At 41.3% G+C, this 14,555-nt stretch carries 18 protein-coding genes; all 18 read right to left on the minus strand.

Annotated features, from left to right (window positions below; translation table 11 throughout):
• The 18 genes from fliP to fliE all read right to left on the minus strand — a co-directional run bounded on the left by fliP (nucleotide 1) and on the right by fliE (nucleotide 14,543).
• Nucleotides 1-666 (minus strand): flagellar type III secretion system pore protein FliP, encoded by a 666-nt coding sequence (fliP, locus tag H7992_RS17125; RefSeq protein WP_067211217.1) that lies wholly within the window; start codon nucleotides 664-666, stop codon nucleotides 1-3.
• Nucleotides 659-1,363, minus strand: coding sequence for a flagellar biosynthetic protein FliO (locus H7992_RS17130; RefSeq protein ID WP_187045393.1), 705 nt, complete (start codon nucleotides 1,361-1,363; stop codon nucleotides 659-661). Before H7992_RS17130 ends, fliP begins: the two co-directional genes overlap by 8 nt.
• A gap of 7 nt (nucleotides 1,364-1,370) precedes the next feature.
• Nucleotides 1,371-1,733, minus strand: coding sequence for a response regulator (locus H7992_RS17135; protein ID WP_067211221.1), 363 nt, complete (start codon nucleotides 1,731-1,733; stop codon nucleotides 1,371-1,373).
• A 19-nt stretch (nucleotides 1,734-1,752) separates the two neighbouring features.
• Nucleotides 1,753-2,979: a flagellar motor switch phosphatase FliY gene (fliY, locus tag H7992_RS17140; protein WP_187047939.1), complete on the minus strand. Its 1,227-nt coding sequence runs from the start codon at nucleotides 2,977-2,979 to the stop codon at nucleotides 1,753-1,755.
• Entirely contained in the window at nucleotides 2,972-3,970 is a 999-nt protein-coding gene (gene fliM, locus H7992_RS17145) for a flagellar motor switch protein FliM (RefSeq protein WP_187045394.1), read from the minus strand. Before fliM ends, fliY begins: the two co-directional genes overlap by 8 nt.
• A gap of 116 nt (nucleotides 3,971-4,086) precedes the next feature.
• Nucleotides 4,087-4,512 (minus strand): flagellar basal body-associated protein FliL, encoded by a 426-nt coding sequence (gene fliL / locus H7992_RS17150; protein WP_187045395.1) that lies wholly within the window; start codon nucleotides 4,510-4,512, stop codon nucleotides 4,087-4,089.
• Nucleotides 4,502-4,723 carry a flagellar FlbD family protein gene (locus H7992_RS17155; RefSeq protein WP_187045396.1) on the minus strand — a complete coding sequence of 74 codons (222 nt, stop codon included), beginning with the start codon at nucleotides 4,721-4,723 and terminating at the stop codon, nucleotides 4,502-4,504. Before H7992_RS17155 ends, fliL begins: the two co-directional genes overlap by 11 nt.
• Before the next feature lie 80 nt (nucleotides 4,724-4,803).
• Nucleotides 4,804-5,880, minus strand: a complete 1,077-nt coding sequence (locus H7992_RS17160) for a flagellar hook-basal body complex protein (RefSeq protein WP_187045397.1) — start codon at nucleotides 5,878-5,880, stop codon at nucleotides 4,804-4,806.
• Nucleotides 5,881-5,963: 83 nt separating this feature from the next.
• On the minus strand, nucleotides 5,964-6,344 hold the full coding sequence (locus H7992_RS17165) for a TIGR02530 family flagellar biosynthesis protein (RefSeq protein WP_187045398.1): 381 nt from the start codon (nucleotides 6,342-6,344) through the stop codon (nucleotides 5,964-5,966).
• A gap of 4 nt (nucleotides 6,345-6,348) precedes the next feature.
• Nucleotides 6,349-7,035 (minus strand): flagellar hook assembly protein FlgD, encoded by a 687-nt coding sequence (gene flgD / locus H7992_RS17170; RefSeq protein ID WP_187045399.1) that lies wholly within the window; start codon nucleotides 7,033-7,035, stop codon nucleotides 6,349-6,351.
• A 3-nt stretch (nucleotides 7,036-7,038) separates the two neighbouring features.
• Complete coding sequence (locus tag H7992_RS17175) at nucleotides 7,039-8,355, minus strand: flagellar hook-length control protein FliK (RefSeq protein WP_187045400.1); 1,317 nt, start codon at nucleotides 8,353-8,355, stop codon at nucleotides 7,039-7,041.
• Nucleotides 8,356-8,395: 40 nt separating this feature from the next.
• Nucleotides 8,396-8,998 carry a MotE family protein gene (locus H7992_RS17180; RefSeq protein ID WP_187045401.1) on the minus strand — a complete coding sequence of 201 codons (603 nt, stop codon included), beginning with the start codon at nucleotides 8,996-8,998 and terminating at the stop codon, nucleotides 8,396-8,398.
• Nucleotides 8,999-9,005: 7 nt separating this feature from the next.
• Entirely contained in the window at nucleotides 9,006-9,455 is a 450-nt protein-coding gene (gene fliJ, locus H7992_RS17185) for a flagellar export protein FliJ (protein ID WP_187045402.1), read from the minus strand.
• A complete protein-coding gene (fliI, locus tag H7992_RS17190; RefSeq protein ID WP_187045403.1) occupies nucleotides 9,452-10,783 on the minus strand; it encodes a flagellar protein export ATPase FliI in 1,332 nt (443 codons plus the stop codon). The genes fliJ and fliI overlap by 4 nt, the downstream gene beginning before the upstream one ends.
• A 2-nt stretch (nucleotides 10,784-10,785) precedes the next feature.
• Entirely contained in the window at nucleotides 10,786-11,556 is a 771-nt protein-coding gene (fliH, locus tag H7992_RS17195; protein ID WP_255428469.1) for a flagellar assembly protein FliH, read from the minus strand.
• Nucleotides 11,549-12,562 (minus strand): flagellar motor switch protein FliG, encoded by a 1,014-nt coding sequence (gene fliG / locus H7992_RS17200; protein ID WP_187045405.1) that lies wholly within the window; start codon nucleotides 12,560-12,562, stop codon nucleotides 11,549-11,551. The genes fliH and fliG overlap by 8 nt, the downstream gene beginning before the upstream one ends.
• A gap of 14 nt (nucleotides 12,563-12,576) precedes the next feature.
• On the minus strand, nucleotides 12,577-14,169 hold the full coding sequence (gene fliF / locus H7992_RS17205) for a flagellar basal-body MS-ring/collar protein FliF (protein WP_187045406.1): 1,593 nt from the start codon (nucleotides 14,167-14,169) through the stop codon (nucleotides 12,577-12,579).
• A gap of 59 nt (nucleotides 14,170-14,228) precedes the next feature.
• On the minus strand, nucleotides 14,229-14,543 hold the full coding sequence (gene fliE, locus H7992_RS17210) for a flagellar hook-basal body complex protein FliE (RefSeq protein ID WP_187045407.1): 315 nt from the start codon (nucleotides 14,541-14,543) through the stop codon (nucleotides 14,229-14,231).
• Nucleotides 14,544-14,555 lie beyond the last annotated feature (12 nt).

Consider the following 14,555-nt stretch of genomic DNA (forward strand, 5'->3'; position numbering starts at 1 on the left):
CTAAAAACTTTGCAACAATGATTTGATAATGAGATACCATCCATCAACAAGGACGAACAGTAATATTTTAAACGGTAACGAGATCATGACTGGCGGTAACATCATCATCCCCATCGACATAAGAATACTCGCTACAATCATATCGATAACTAAAAATGGTATGAAGATCATAAAACCCATTTGGAAGGCGGTTTTAATTTCACTCAAAGCAAATGCGGGAACTAACATCGTCAGTGAGATGTCTTCTAGTGATTCAGGTCGATCCGCTTTATTGTAGCGAAGGAATAACTCCAAATCCTTCTGTCGAGTATGCTTACTCATAAATTCTTTGAGTGGGATACTTCCCTTTTCATAGGCTTCTTCAAGCGAAATCTCGTCCGCAAATAGCGGAGTAAGAGCCTGATCATTCACTTGCTGAAACGTTGGGGCCATGATGAAAAACGTCAGAAACAGTGCTAGTCCAACAATTACCTGGTTTGGAGGCATTTGTTGCGTTGCCAGTGCCGTTCTAACGAATGACAGAACGATGACAATCCTTGCAAAAGAAGTCATTAAAATTAGAATAGCTGGCGCTAAGGACAAGACAGTCAGAAGTAACATCATTTTGATAGATGTCGATACATTTGACGGATCACTGTCTGAAAAAAACTGAGCAATATCATTCATCGCGGTTGCGCTCCTTTTCTGTCAACCGGCTGATATGCGGTTTTCTCTCTTCTTTCATCTCCTCAAGCCTTGTTTGAAAAACAGTACTGAAATCGGATGACTCTTCCGTTTTCATATTCGAGTCACTTTTCGATTTACCCGTTACTTTAGCAAGAATCCGATTGAGCATCCCGGATACTATCTCCGTATTATTATCACCCGCGTAGAATTCTACTAGTTTGTCAATTTCATCAGGATCCGTAATTTCTTTTAACAATCGGATATCGTCTCCAACCCCAATAAGGTAATAGGATTCTCCTATGACGACCAGTTGAATCGATTTATGCTGTCCGAGCGAAATACCACCCATGTTTTTCATAAGTCGATTTTTATCGTAGAGCTTATTTTTCCGATTAACGAACTTCAATAGACCAAATAATAATCCAAGGACGAACACTAAAGCGAATAACGTTTTTATGTAGTCCCCTGCAGAAGAACCGACGTCCGCATTGTCCGTAGTAAGGTCATCAGCGGGCGGTGTTAATTTGTCCTCATCAGTGTCGGCATCCTTTTCCGAGTCCTTGTTAAACAAATCGGACACCGATTTGTTCGGATCAACGTCGGTGTCTGCATGAACGGATGCGTACGGCAATTGGGTTACTAGGAAGATAATCAGTATGAAAGCTGACAAGTACTTTTGTACATTCGTTGATTTCATCCCCCGATTATCCTAATGCTTTTTCGATTGCTTCAACAACACGATCTGCCTGGAATGGTTTGACGATAAAGTCTTTTGCACCAGCTTGAATCGCATCGATTACCATTGCCTGCTGCCCCATTGCTGAACACATGATGATCTTCGCTGCAGGGTCTTTTTCTTTAATCGCTTTTAAAGCTGCAATACCATCCATTTCTGGCATTGTAATATCCATTGTGACAAGATCAGGTTTTAAATCAAAATATTTTTCAATAGCTTGTACACCATCTGCTGCCTCGCCAACTACTTCAAAATTGTTCTTTGTCAAAATATCTTTTATCATCATTCGCATGAAAGCTGCATCGTCTACTATTAAAATACGTCTACTCATTGTCATTACCCCCGTTAAATTATCTTAAATTGTTTAAACGTTCTACTTGGCTTAAAATATCTGTGATTCGTACTCCGAAGTTTTCGTCGATAACGACAACTTCTCCTTTTGCGATATGGCGATTGTTTACTAAAATATCAACCGGTTCTCCCGCAAGTTTGTCCAATTCAATAATGGAACCACTCGACATTTCCAAAATTTCCTTCACCGAACGCTTTGTTCTGCCAAGTTCAACCGTTACTTGCAAAGGTATATCAAGGAGCATATTCAAATTGTTGGACTCTGACTTGTTTAAAGACGGACTTTCAAAGTTAGCAAACTGTGCTTGCTGAACTTGTACCTGCGGTTGTTGCGGACGCATTTGCATCTGCTGTTGTGGTACTGGCTGTCCGTATTGTGTGTCATAAGCAGGTTGCTGCATCCCTTGTCCAAAACCATTTTGTTCGTACGACTGCTGTTGCACTTGTTGTTGCTGTGCTGGTTGTTGGACTGGAGAGGGTTGCTGTTCTGTTGGTCGAGCCATCTCGGCAACTGCCGCAGTTTCCTCCTCTGCATCGCCACCCATGAGAGAGGCAACTAATTTCTTCCCAAATCCTAGTGGAAGTAATTGCATAATGTTTGAATCGATAAGATCGCCTACTTTAAGCGAAAACGATACTTTTATCAATAAATCATCTTCAGGAATAAGATCCCGCCCTTTGTTTTCAAGAACATCCATCAGGTCGATAGTTGGCGGTGAAATATCGACTTTCTTATTGAACAAGGTCGACATCGAAGTAGCAGCGGAACCCATCATTTGATTCATCGCTTCTTGAACAGCACTTAAATGAATTTCACCAAGATCCATATTCGGATTTAAACCATCCCCGCCCAACATAAGATCCGCAATGATTGCCGCATCACTTTGTTTAATAACGAGTAAGTTCATACCGCTAAGTCCTACTGTATAGTCGACCTTAATGGCAACGTATGGATGGATGAATTCTTCTTCCAAGGCATCCTTATCGACAACCGAAATAGTGGGTGTCGTTATGTCGACTTTTTGTCCGAGCAATGCAGATAATGCTGTTGCTGAACTTCCGAAAGAGATATTACCAATTTCACCAAGTGCATCTTTTTCCATATCATCCAAATAATCTGATGTTACTATTTCTTTTGAGCTAGAATCCCCGGGCTCATCGCTCGACAAAGGTTCCCCACGTAATAATGCTTCAATTTCTTCCTGTGAAAGGATATTATCACTCATCATCTTCATCCCCTCCGATCTTTGTATCAATTATCTGTACAGCCATCTGGTTTTTCAAATGCCCCGGCTGTGCTGTGAATTTCGGTATGTCACCGATTTTTATGACGAGTGGATCGTCAATCTTACAATTTAGCTTTACGACATCTCCCATTTGAAGATAGAGGAAATCCTCAATCGTCATTTCTGCATTGCCAAGTTCGGCGATAACAGACAAAGGAGCTTGTTTTAAACGTTTTTCAATAACCATACTTTGCTCTGCCGTGGGTTCTTTCTTGTTAGTCTGCATCCAATAACGTACCGATAAGTTGGGAACGATTGGTTCAAGAACGACGTGCGGAATACAGATATTGATCATTCCACTTGATTCTCCGATGATAATATTGAACGAGATAACTACGACCGTCTCATTCGGTGATATCATTTGAAGGAACTGCGGATTGACTTCAATCTCCGTTAGGAATGGATCAATATCAATGATCCCCGACCATGCTTCGCGTAAATTATCAAAAGAACGTTCGAATAAACTTGTCATGATTTTCAATTCAATTTCAGTCAAATTATCAACTTTACCTGGACTTTCTCCGACTCCTCCCATCATGCGATCGAGCATCGTATAAGCAATGTTCGGGTTCACTTCCATTAGGATATTGCCGTCTAACGGTGGAACTTCAAATATATTAATTAAGGTCATATTCGGAATAGAACGTATAAATTCCTCAAAAGGAATTTGATCGACCGAAGCTACACTGATTTGGACATACGTTCGCAACTGTGCTGAAAAATATGTCGTTAATAGTCTTGCAAAGTTTTCGTGGATCCTGGTCAAACTGCGTATCTGATCTTTGGAAAATCGAAGGGCACGTTTAAAATCATACACTTTTACTTTCCGGGTCTCATCTTCTTTTTTCATGTCTTCTGCAGACATTTCCCCTGTTGAAATCGCAGACAATAATGCATCGATTTCACTTTGGGATAATATATCCCCGGCCATATGGTCACCTCCCGGTATCTGACTCTAGTGAAACTAATTGCCTATATTGGTTAAAATACAGTGTCCCATTGAATTCGCTGGGTTCAAATAGGTGTTCATTTGTTCAACTTAACTAGTTATTGAATAATATACGAAACGATGTAGATCTTTTGGATTTCCCCATTTTGCATAAGAGGGTTAAGATGTGCTATCAAGGCATCCTCGAAAGCCTGTTTTCCGGCTTTCCCCTCAAGGTCTTGCGCCGTCATCTCGGAAAGTTCCTGGATAACAATATTTTTCACTTGGAAATCCCTTTTCGCCAGTTCTTCTCCTGCTAACTTATTATCTGTTTGGATTTTCAACGTGATTTTGATAAATTGTCGGTTGCCAAGATTTGTTGTGATTTCTTCAATGTCCACGGAAGATTCAACAATTTCATCAATTGTTGGCTCTTTTGCTTCATCGTCTTTGTTCAGTTGCATAACAAGAATGAGTCCAACTACGCCGATAAGCGTGATGCAAACTAGTATAATAAGGGATACCGTCAATACTTTATTCTTCATCTTCTTCACCTCGTATATGCGGATTGGATAATAACTGGACCGCCTTATAAAATTCGATGATACGGCTGTTTACCTCGTCAGCCGTATCAAAGACAACATATTTCGTTCCTGTCGTAAGGGTAATCGTCGTGTCAGGAAATGACTCGACTTTCTCAATGTACAATGCGTTCAATGTAAACTCGGTTTTGTTTAGACGCGTAACTCGTATCATATGTAAGGGGCCGGGCACAGAGCCGGCCCGACCCTCCTTTTCTAGTGAAGCTATGTTAGGTTAAATAAGTTGTGAATTACTTATCGTTTCAAGTTTACAAGTTCTTGTAAGATTTCATCTGATGTCGTTATGATACGTGTATTTGCTTGGAAACCACGTTGTGCGACAATCATTTCAGTGAATTCTTCAGCAAGGTCGACGTTGGACATTTCTAGGAAACCAGATTCTAATTTACCAAACCCTTGATCTAGACCAAAGCCAACTGTTGAATCTCCGGAGTTTGCTGACACTCGGAAATAGTTACCGCCTACCTTATCGAGTCCACCTGGGTTCGAGAATTTTGCGATTTGAAGTTTACCAGCGACTTGAAGTACAGCTTTATTTTCCCCTACCACCTTATCGTAAACAGCTTTTGCAGTATCATAATTACCTTGTGCTGTTACAAGGGCAGCTTCCGCATTAGTTACATTACCTGGGACAACCGGGTTCGCTTCTTGAGCTGCTTTCAAATTATCTTTTGCAGTTTTTAAGAGAGCCTCAGAATTACCAGTTACAAAAGCTTGTTCAGCCGTTGATACTTTCGTTTTACCTGATGTCGTTGTATCAACAAAATAAACAGTCCCATCTTGCCCTACAGACATTGAAGATGCTGTTTTAGGAATTTGGATTTTTCCAACGGTTTGACCAGTGGAAGGGATTCCCATTTCTCCATCGGGTGGAGTAGAAGTACCGCCTGGTTTCCCCTGCACTCCCTGAATATATCTTCCCTCTCCATCGACTAAGTCGCCGGTACTGTCCATATAAAAATTACCTGCTCTTGTGTACAATATTTCATTACCATTCATCGCTTGGAAAAATCCATCTCCAGCAACCGCAAGATCCAATGTATTCCCTGTAAATTGCGTAGACCCACCCGTATGAAGCGTATCAATTGCAGCAATTTGTGAGCCCAGTCCTACTTGTTTCGGGTTGACCCCACCACGACTATCTCCAGGACCTGATGCACCCGCCACTGTTTGTGATATCAAATCTTTAAAGATTGTACGACCTTTTTTGAAGCCGTATGTGTTAACGTTTGCGATATTGTTACCAATAACGTCTAGTTTTGTTTGGAAGTTTCGTAGACCTGAGATACCTGAATACATTGAGCGTAACATAAATATTTTCCCCTTTCGATTTTAAAAATGTAACCGCATCTATCAGTCAGCGGCTGTTGGCATCCATAAAGGTCCTGCCGAGTTTAACTAAGCACAATTGTGCCGTCGATATTTGTAAATAATTGATCTTTTGCTTCTAGGCGATCCATTGCTGTAATAACAGTTGAATTCTTTGCACTAACGATGAGTGCTGCTTGGTCCATCAAAACGAGCGATTCTTTGATACCCTTTAACTTTGCCTCGTTCACCTTTTCAGTGACATGCGCCCATTCAGCATCCGATATATGGATGTTTCGTTCTGCTAAACGTTCCGATGCGTGTTTGCTTATTTTAAGTTCAACAGGCTGTATTGCTATATTTAAATGTTCAAGAAATGATTGTTTCGGGCTTTGCGTCGGTTTGACTGGTTGTCCTTGGTGTATAAGTGATTGCGATGGAATTCGATGTAAATTTAATTTATCCATATCATCATTCCGTCGTTTCTTCTTTTTCGCTTATTGAGGTGAATTTCTTGCCTTCAATCCGAGTTCCGTCTTCTAAAATATATTGAAGTTTTCCATCTTTATTCGCAACAGATACTACTTTACCTTGTTTCTCTTCTTCGCCGTCCATGTAACCAACGAACTTGCCGATAAGCATACTTGCTTCAACAAGACTATTTGTTCCGCCCGAACCAGACATCACTTCCGAAATATTGCCTGGAGTCAATTCTTTCCCGTCATCCATAATGAATGTTACAGAGCCATTATCATATTTCACTGACACGATACGATTGGTTCCTTCATCTACAACGGGTTTTCCATCCACATCTACAACCGCATTGCCGTTATCATCTATCTTCAGTTTATGCCAACGAACTTCTTTACCTGCAAAACTGTTGTATTGAATCAATTGCGACTGATTTTGTGCTTCGGCGAATTTATCAAATGACTTCGATAAGTTCATCGTCTGTTCAAGTGCCGAGAACTGAGCCATTTGTGCGATAAATTCGTTATCTTTCATCGGATTTGTCGGGTCCTGGTTTTGTAATTGGGCGATGAGTAACTTCATGAAATCATCTTTACCCATAACTCCATCGCCAGTTTTACGCTCATCCCGCTTTTTATTGACTAAATAATCCGTTCCTGAAATCGCTTTTTGTCCTTCAATTGCCATTCGTTATACCCCCAAATCAATCATATACTCCTGGAACGTCATTTCTTCTTCATCGTTTTGTTCATGTTGCTCTTCTGTTTCTTGTCCTTCTTTTCTGAAGTGCTGATTAAACGCTTGGTCTCGATCGTTTTTGGTTGTATCTTGCAATGTTTGAGAAACGTCGATTCGTTCTACTTGCAGATTTTGTTGAAGGAATGCGCTTCTAAGCTGATGTAACTGACTTTCTAACATCTCTTTACCGAGTGCAGTGGATGCAAGAATCCGTGCTGTCATGATGCCATTTACCTGTAGCAATTCAATGCGAACTTGCCCCAGATGTTCTGGGTATAGTTTGATTAGCAGGCGGTTCGTTCCGTCCGCTTGACCGAAATTCGAACGTCTGAAAATAGTTTGCATTTCTTTGATCAATGCTTCATTTCGTGCGTTCGTACGATTTTCCACTTCAGTAAGTGTAAGTTCACCTTTAGCTGTTACCACAGTACCAAAAGCACTACTGACAACTTGTTGCAATGCATCTTTTGAACTCACTGTTGCAGGCGATGATTCTGAACCTTTTTCCGTAGTTCCATCATCCGTCATTGTTCGCCCGGAATCTGCTGGAACGACAAATCGTATGACATTTTTCGACTCCATCAATTGTACCATGCCATTCTTCGCAGAACTGCTAGAATTAAGGACATTTTCGAAACGTTCATCCGTCGTTGCAAGATAGCCTTGTAGTGTAAAAACTTGCTGTTCCTGCTTCAAAAGCAAATCGGTTTTCGGCGCGGTAAGTTCTGCTGTTTTAAGCAACGTCAATAATTCGATTGCCTGTTGTTTCGGTATTTCGCCTTTCCCTTCAAGCGCATCTGTCAATTGAGCAAAAAACTGTGGAGCCACTTTATCAATGGCGTTCAATACAGTCCAAAAGTCATTCGTATTGGCTACTGCTGACAGTTCCTCTTGGTCAAGACCTGCTTGTTCTAATAGTTGAAGCAAGCTTTCAATTAGTCGTTTCGGTTCAAGATCAAGTAATCTTGCAAGCTCTTCCAGATTACCTAGATTAGAAATCGAGTCTAATTTACTCTCGCCATCTGTTAGGTCTTTAATAGCAGTACCGAGCTCTTCAATAGAAGTTGCATTAAAAATTGCCATTATTGATTCATCGGTTATCCCGCCGACAGTCAGTTCCTGTATAGGAGCGACAGTTAATGAGGCATTTCCAGCGATACTGCTGAAAACCGAACCAAATGAATTTGTTGCTGGCTGACCTAACTGCACATTATTCGACGAAGTTTGCACGTTCATTCCAGCCATTGCTTGTAATGATGCGATGTTCACTTATTCACCTCCCTTCAAAACTAGCTGTATAAAGTCCCAATTACTTGGTCATCATCGTCGTATATTTCGCCGCATCTTCTGGCGACATTTTTTCCAGAATAGAAGCAAGTGTAGCTGATTTCAAGTTCGTCAAAATTCTTATTGCTTCTGCATCGCTCATTTTCGTAATAACAGGCGCAGAAGACTTTGCTGACATTTGCTCAAACGTCGTTACGATTTCATTAAAGTTCCGTTTGGAGTCATCTTTATCACGCACCAGCACCGCAATTTCATCAAGGAGTTTCTCTTGTTCAATGAGCAATTTTTCATTTTCAGTAGCTGATTTATCGAGATCCTGCTGAACCTTGAATAGTTGGGCTTCTTTCTCTTGAATTTCCGCCTGCATCGTCACGACTCGTTCTTCAAGGACGAGATCACCCATAACGGGATCTTCTTCTTTCTTTTCTGTGATGAATGGTAATTTACCAGACAACTCTTTCGCCTTGTCGAATACATTGACATCTGCAAATTTCGCAATGATTAGAACGAGTGCCGTTGTGAATAACAGTGGAATAAGTACCCAAAGTAAAAGTTTTTGGAAGGTGCCGCTTTTCCCCTCTTGTTCTACTTTAGTTATTTGTTCTGTTTGTTTAGCCTTTTTCACCACATTATCACCTATTTTCTCTTCTTCGGAACTTCAGCGTCGACAATTCATCGAGCTGAATCGCTTCTAGCTGTTCCATTTCAGCGCGATGATGTTCACGATCTTTTTCTTTCATTTTTTCGAATTTTCTAACTTCCAACGTTTTTTCCAAAAGTTTATTCTCATACCAATTCATTTTTGAGCGAGCCTGCATGACTTGTTGTTGTACCACTGTAATTCTTTTCTCTAAGCTGCTAATGAACCGAGCATAATAATGAATTTCATTAACCGAAAAACCGACCGCCATCTTGACCTGTTGTTCGGTGAGCGTATCTTCTTTCTTTTTCAGCAAGTCATACAGTTTAGTCGCAACTGTTTCGAATGCCTCAACTGATCCTTTAAATTCCACTTCAGTTTCGGTTTTTTCTTGTTCACGAAAAGTCAGCACCTTTTCAAAGCGATAATTATAAGGCTTCATACGTTCCCGCCTCCACCACCGAGTGATACGAGCTCAGCAATACTGTCCTCAATTGAAATGTTATCTTTGAAACCTTGTTTTAAAAAATTTGTAATAAGTGGTTCAAACTCAATTGCTTGATCAATTTCTTTAGATGTCCCGCGTTTATAGGCTCCGATATTAATCAGATCTTCGGATTTATTGTAGGTGTAATAAAGTTCGCGCAATCTTTCTGCTGCTTTTACGTGCTCTGGATCCGCAATATGATTCATGAGCCGGCTAACGCTTTTCAATACGTTGATTGCAGGATATTGTCCTTTGTTCGCAAGTGTCCGATCGAGTACAATGTGTCCGTCCAGGATTCCCCTAACTGCATCAGCAATTGGCTCATTCATATCATCGCCATCTACAAGTACTGTATAGAATGCCGTAATGGATCCATGCTCATTGGTGCCCGTACGTTCCAGTAATTTTGGCAAGATAGCAAAGACAGAAGGGGTATAACCGCGTGTAGCAGGTGGTTCTCCGACAGCCAGTCCTATTTCCCGCTGTGCCATCGCTACCCGTGTGACAGAGTCCATCATAAGCATGACGTTCATGCCCTTATCTCTGTAATACTCAGCAATTGCTGTTGCGGTAAACGCTCCTTTAATACGCATAAGCGCAGGTTGGTCCGATGTTGTAGCAACAACAATCGACCTGCTCATGCCTTCAGGTCCAAGATCACGTTCGATGAATTCACGGACTTCACGGCCACGCTCACCTATCAGTGCTATGACATTCAAATCGGCTGTCGTATTGCGAGCAATCATACCGAGCAAAGTACTTTTTCCAACACCAGATCCCGCGAAAATTCCGACTCGCTGACCTTTTCCGACTGTCAACATGCCATCAATCGCCTTGACACCCACCGCAAGCTTTTCGCTGATCGGTGGACGGGTAAGGGCATTAGGAGGGTCTTGTTCTGTTCTAACAGTTGTCAACCCTCTCGGAAGGATGCTGTTATCGATTGGGTTCCCCATCGAATCAAGTACTTTTCCTACTAAATTCATACCTACTTTGATTTCAAGCGGTTTCCCCAAACTTTCAACAAGGCACCCGCTAGATATATCACGGATATTTGTATAAGGCATCAGAATGACGATTTCTTCCTTAAATCCTACAACTTCTGCTTTAATAATCGAGTCGGCCTTGCCTGTATTATTTAAATGGATATGGCAGACATCACCGATTGAACTTTCAGGTCCTTGTGACTCAATCATCAAACCTACAACGCGGACAACACGTCCAAGCTTTTTAAAAGTCTTTACTTTTGGAATGACCGCAATTAAGTCCTCTGCTTTTTTCATCGTCAATCACCACTTTCCATGATACCGATGAGTTTCTCCCTTAGTTCATTCAACTGTTCGTCAATGCTGACAACAATCCGCCCATGATTTGTTTCGATATAGCACTCGTTTGATTCAAAATCATCATTTGCAAAAATAAGGAATGGCACATTCGGCGGGAAAATCGATGCAAGTTCAGAACGATTATCGGACACAAGTTCGAAATAATCGAGAGAAACATACAATTTAATCTCTTTCATTTCACGTGTTTCTTTTAAGGCTCTTTTAACAACTGATAAATAAACTTCCTTATCATCTTGAAGTACTTGTCCAATAATCTGCTCTGTAGAAAGCATTGCAAGATCGAGAATGATGCGCTCCTGGCTTACAAGATATTGACGCGCATTTTCAATGGATAACTCCGTCGTTTCATTTGCAGTACTAATAGAAGCTGCCATATCCGATAATGACTTATTACGCCCCTCTTCGTAGCCGACTTGAAACCCTTCATCATATGCTTGTTGCTGAAGTACTGTTTTTTCATTCTGCCAGGCTGCTTGCATCGATAAGATATCTTCAGTGGCGGTTTGTCTCAGTCGTTCGATTGCCTCTTTTTCCTGCTCATTTATCGTATTGGCCTCTTTCAACATGCGGTCCCGTTCAATAAGTATGGAATCTAAGGACAAACTCACTTCCGCGTCGACTTCTTGCGAAACATAAAGGCTTCGAATGGAGATTTCTTTCGTTTCCCCTTCTTCCAATATTGTATTGAATGAACGAAATACGTTAGACAATGATGTCATCTCCTCCACCACGAGCGATTATGATTTCACCCGATTCTTCCAATCTACGAATCGTGCTTACAATACGAGATTGGGCCTCTTCGACATCTTTCAATCGTACAGGTCCCATGACTTGCATCTCTTCTTGGAACGATTCCGCCATCCGCTGAGACATATTCCTGAACAAGACTTCTTTCACTTCTTCACTAGAAACTTTCAGTGAAAGGATTAAATCTTCATTTTCACAGTCGCGAATAATACGCTGAATTGAACGGTTGTCCAATGTAACAATATCTTCGAAGACAAACATACGTTTCCGAATTTCTTCTGCGAGTTCCGGATCTTGAATTTCAAGTGCATCAAGAATCGTTTTCTCTGTTGTTCTGTCAACTCCATTAAGCACTTCGACGACTGCATCCACGCCACCCGTTTCCGTGTGATCCTGCGTTACTGTTGAAGATAGTTTCCGCTCAAGTACCGCTTCGATTTCACTGATGACCTCTGGTGAAGTCGAGTCCATCGTCGCAATTCTTCTCGCGATATCTGCCTGCATCTCTTGTGGCAATGCCGATAAAATCAGTCCAGCCTGTTCTGCCTCTAAGTAAGACAAGATAAGCGCAATTGTTTGCGGATGTTCGTTTTGAATGAAATTCAGAATTTGTGATGGATCTGCACGTCTTGCAAAATCGAAAGGTCGCACTTGTAAGGAAGATGTTAAGCGATTGATAATTGCTTGCGCATGATCTTTACCAAGCGCTTTTTCAAGTATCGTTTTCGCGTAACCAATACCGCCTTGCGAGATATAATCCTGAGCAAGTGCAATGTTATGAAACTCTTCGATAATTTCTTCTTTCACGGATGCCTCAACTTTTTTGACACCTGAAATTTCAAGCGTTAGGCGCTCAATTTCGTCTTCATTCAAATGCTTATAAATTGCTGCTGATACTTCCGGACCGAGGGAAATGAGCAGAAGTGCTGCTTTTTGTTTTCCTGTCATCCCTTTTTCTTTCTTAACCACAGTTCATCCCTCCGTCATTCCTCGGCTATCCATGTACGCAATAGTTTGGCAAATTCTTCTGGTTTGTCTTTTGCCATCTTCTCGAGTTGTTTCCTCCGGACAGTTCCTTCTGTTTCAAGTTCATTATTAATATCATCTACATCAAATGTTGCAAGTTGTTCTTCCATAATCAGTTCTTCTTCTAGCTCTTCCGCTTTTCGACGATTCCTAATGAACATAAACACAAGAATACCGATAATAAGAAGAAGTACACCACCAATTACGTAAATCCACCACGGAATTGTAGACGTCGGCACAGAGAAGTCATCCACTTTACCATTAAAAGGCTGTACAGAAACGGCGATTTTGTCATTCAGTTCCGCCACCGTTAACGCTCCAGCTGCCTCTTTGTCAATAGATGTACGAATGATTGTCTCAAGTATGCGCTGGACATCATCTTGCATTCCCGGTGGCATTGATGTTGGATCGTCTGCAGTTGGTGGTTCAACCATTACCTGGATTCCGATATCACGAATCTTATAAGGGCTTTCAACAATTTCTTTACGAATACGGTTCACTTCATTGTTAACCGTTTCTTCGATTTTTTCATAATCACCGTTTGAAAATGTCCCTTCCACGTAGCCAGTCCCATTATCTGTAGGGTCCTCTCCTGCAGGAGTCCCGCCCGCGACTGGGCCATTTCCTGTAAACGATTCAGTAAGACGCTGTACGCTAAGCGCAATTCCTTCCATACTCTCTTCGTCGACAGGCAATACAAGATTCTCTTCTCTGTTTTCAAGTTGGAAGTCAATATCTGTTGTGACTGAGACAACAATTTTATCTTGCCCCATCATTGTTCCAAGCATCATCTGTACTTGGCGTTGCAAATCACGTTCGATTGTTTTTTTGAGGGTCATTTGATCCGTAATGCTAGGTCCATATGCATTATCGGTAGCCTTCAAGTCAAAGTACTCGGAGTACTGGTTCATGATGACAATATCATCGGTCGACAGATTCGGTATACTTTTCGATATTAGATTATAAAGTGCAGTAATCTGTGGTTCAGTGAACTGGTGTCCCGCATCGGTTTTCAACATAATCGACGCACTTGCCTGTTGCGTACTCTCATTCAAGAAAACACTCTCTGTCGGCAATGTGACCATTACTTTCGCATCTTTCACGCCTTCGATTCCTTTAATCAGGTTCGCAAGTTCAGTTTGCATAGAAGCAAGCTTAATCATATTGAACTCATTGTCAGTCGTTCCAAATCCTGCATTTTCTGCAAAGAACGAGTAATCAATCATTCCTGAATTCGGAAAACCTTCTGCCGCAAGGGACACTAGTAATGAGTCTACGCTGTCCCTCGGCACTAAGATTGATGTGCCACCTGGCGCAACCTTGCTTTTAACCCCTTGAGCATCAAGCTGTTCTTTAATGCGTCCGATTTCAGCGCGAGATACCTCCGAATAGAGCGGCACATATTCCGTTCTAGATAGAAAGAATGTTAAGAAAGCGGCGATTAAAATAATGGCGATTGTAGATCCAATATAAGTACCTTTTTGTTTTTTTGTACGACTCGACCAAAACGTTTGTAAATCCGCCCTGATTTTCGTCACTCTTTCATTCATTGTAATCCCCCGGTCAGCTTACGTAATTCAATAATGGACAACTTATATGTCGCGTAAAATCAAACAGGCATCCGGATGATTTCTTGATACGCTTCAATTACTTTATTTCGAACTTCCATCGTTGCATTTAACGCAATCGACGCCTTTTGTGCTGTAATCATGACATCATGAAGTTCGACATCTCCGCCACGCACTAATTTTTCCGTCATCATATCTGATTCTGATTGTTTATTATTAACTTCTTGAATCGCATCTTTTAAAAAGGTTCCGAAACTTTGTTGCGCTTCATATGGTGTTGGAGTTGGTTTCATTTGATTTTCCATATTAAGCACACCTGCTGATTGCACAGGATTAAAAATAGACTGTATAGCCATTAAGGTAACATC

This window comes from Sporosarcina sp. resist, assembly GCF_014302295.1.
GTDB classification, from domain to species: Bacteria; Bacillota; Bacilli; order Bacillales_A; family Planococcaceae; genus Sporosarcina; species Sporosarcina psychrophila.

Coding starts and splice junctions, on each gene's coding strand:
- fliP (WP_067211217.1), bottom strand. CDS start 666: ATGAATGATATTGCTCAGTTTTTTTCAGACAGTGATCCGTCAAATGTA.
- H7992_RS17130 (WP_187045393.1), bottom strand. CDS start 1,363: ATGAAATCAACGAATGTACAAAAGTACTTGTCAGCTTTCATACTGATT.
- H7992_RS17135 (WP_067211221.1), bottom strand. CDS start 1,733: ATGAGTAGACGTATTTTAATAGTAGACGATGCAGCTTTCATGCGAATG.
- fliY (WP_187047939.1), bottom strand. CDS start 2,979: ATGAGTGATAATATCCTTTCACAGGAAGAAATTGAAGCATTATTACGT.
- fliM (WP_187045394.1), bottom strand. CDS start 3,970: ATGGCCGGGGATATATTATCCCAAAGTGAAATCGATGCATTATTGTCT.
- fliL (WP_187045395.1), bottom strand. CDS start 4,512: ATGAAGAATAAAGTATTGACGGTATCCCTTATTATACTAGTTTGCATC.
- H7992_RS17155 (WP_187045396.1), bottom strand. CDS start 4,723: ATGATACGAGTTACGCGTCTAAACAAAACCGAGTTTACATTGAACGCA.
- H7992_RS17160 (WP_187045397.1), bottom strand. CDS start 5,880: ATGTTACGCTCAATGTATTCAGGTATCTCAGGTCTACGAAACTTCCAA.
- H7992_RS17165 (WP_187045398.1), bottom strand. CDS start 6,344: ATGGATAAATTAAATTTACATCGAATTCCATCGCAATCACTTATACAC.
- flgD (WP_187045399.1), bottom strand. CDS start 7,035: ATGGCAATTGAAGGACAAAAAGCGATTTCAGGAACGGATTATTTAGTC.
- fliJ (WP_187045402.1), bottom strand. CDS start 9,455: ATGAAGCCTTATAATTATCGCTTTGAAAAGGTGCTGACTTTTCGTGAA.
- fliI (WP_187045403.1), bottom strand. CDS start 10,783: ATGAAAAAAGCAGAGGACTTAATTGCGGTCATTCCAAAAGTAAAGACT.
- fliF (WP_187045406.1), bottom strand. CDS start 14,169: ATGAATGAAAGAGTGACGAAAATCAGGGCGGATTTACAAACGTTTTGG.
- fliE (WP_187045407.1), bottom strand. CDS start 14,543: ATGGCTATACAGTCTATTTTTAATCCTGTGCAATCAGCAGGTGTGCTT.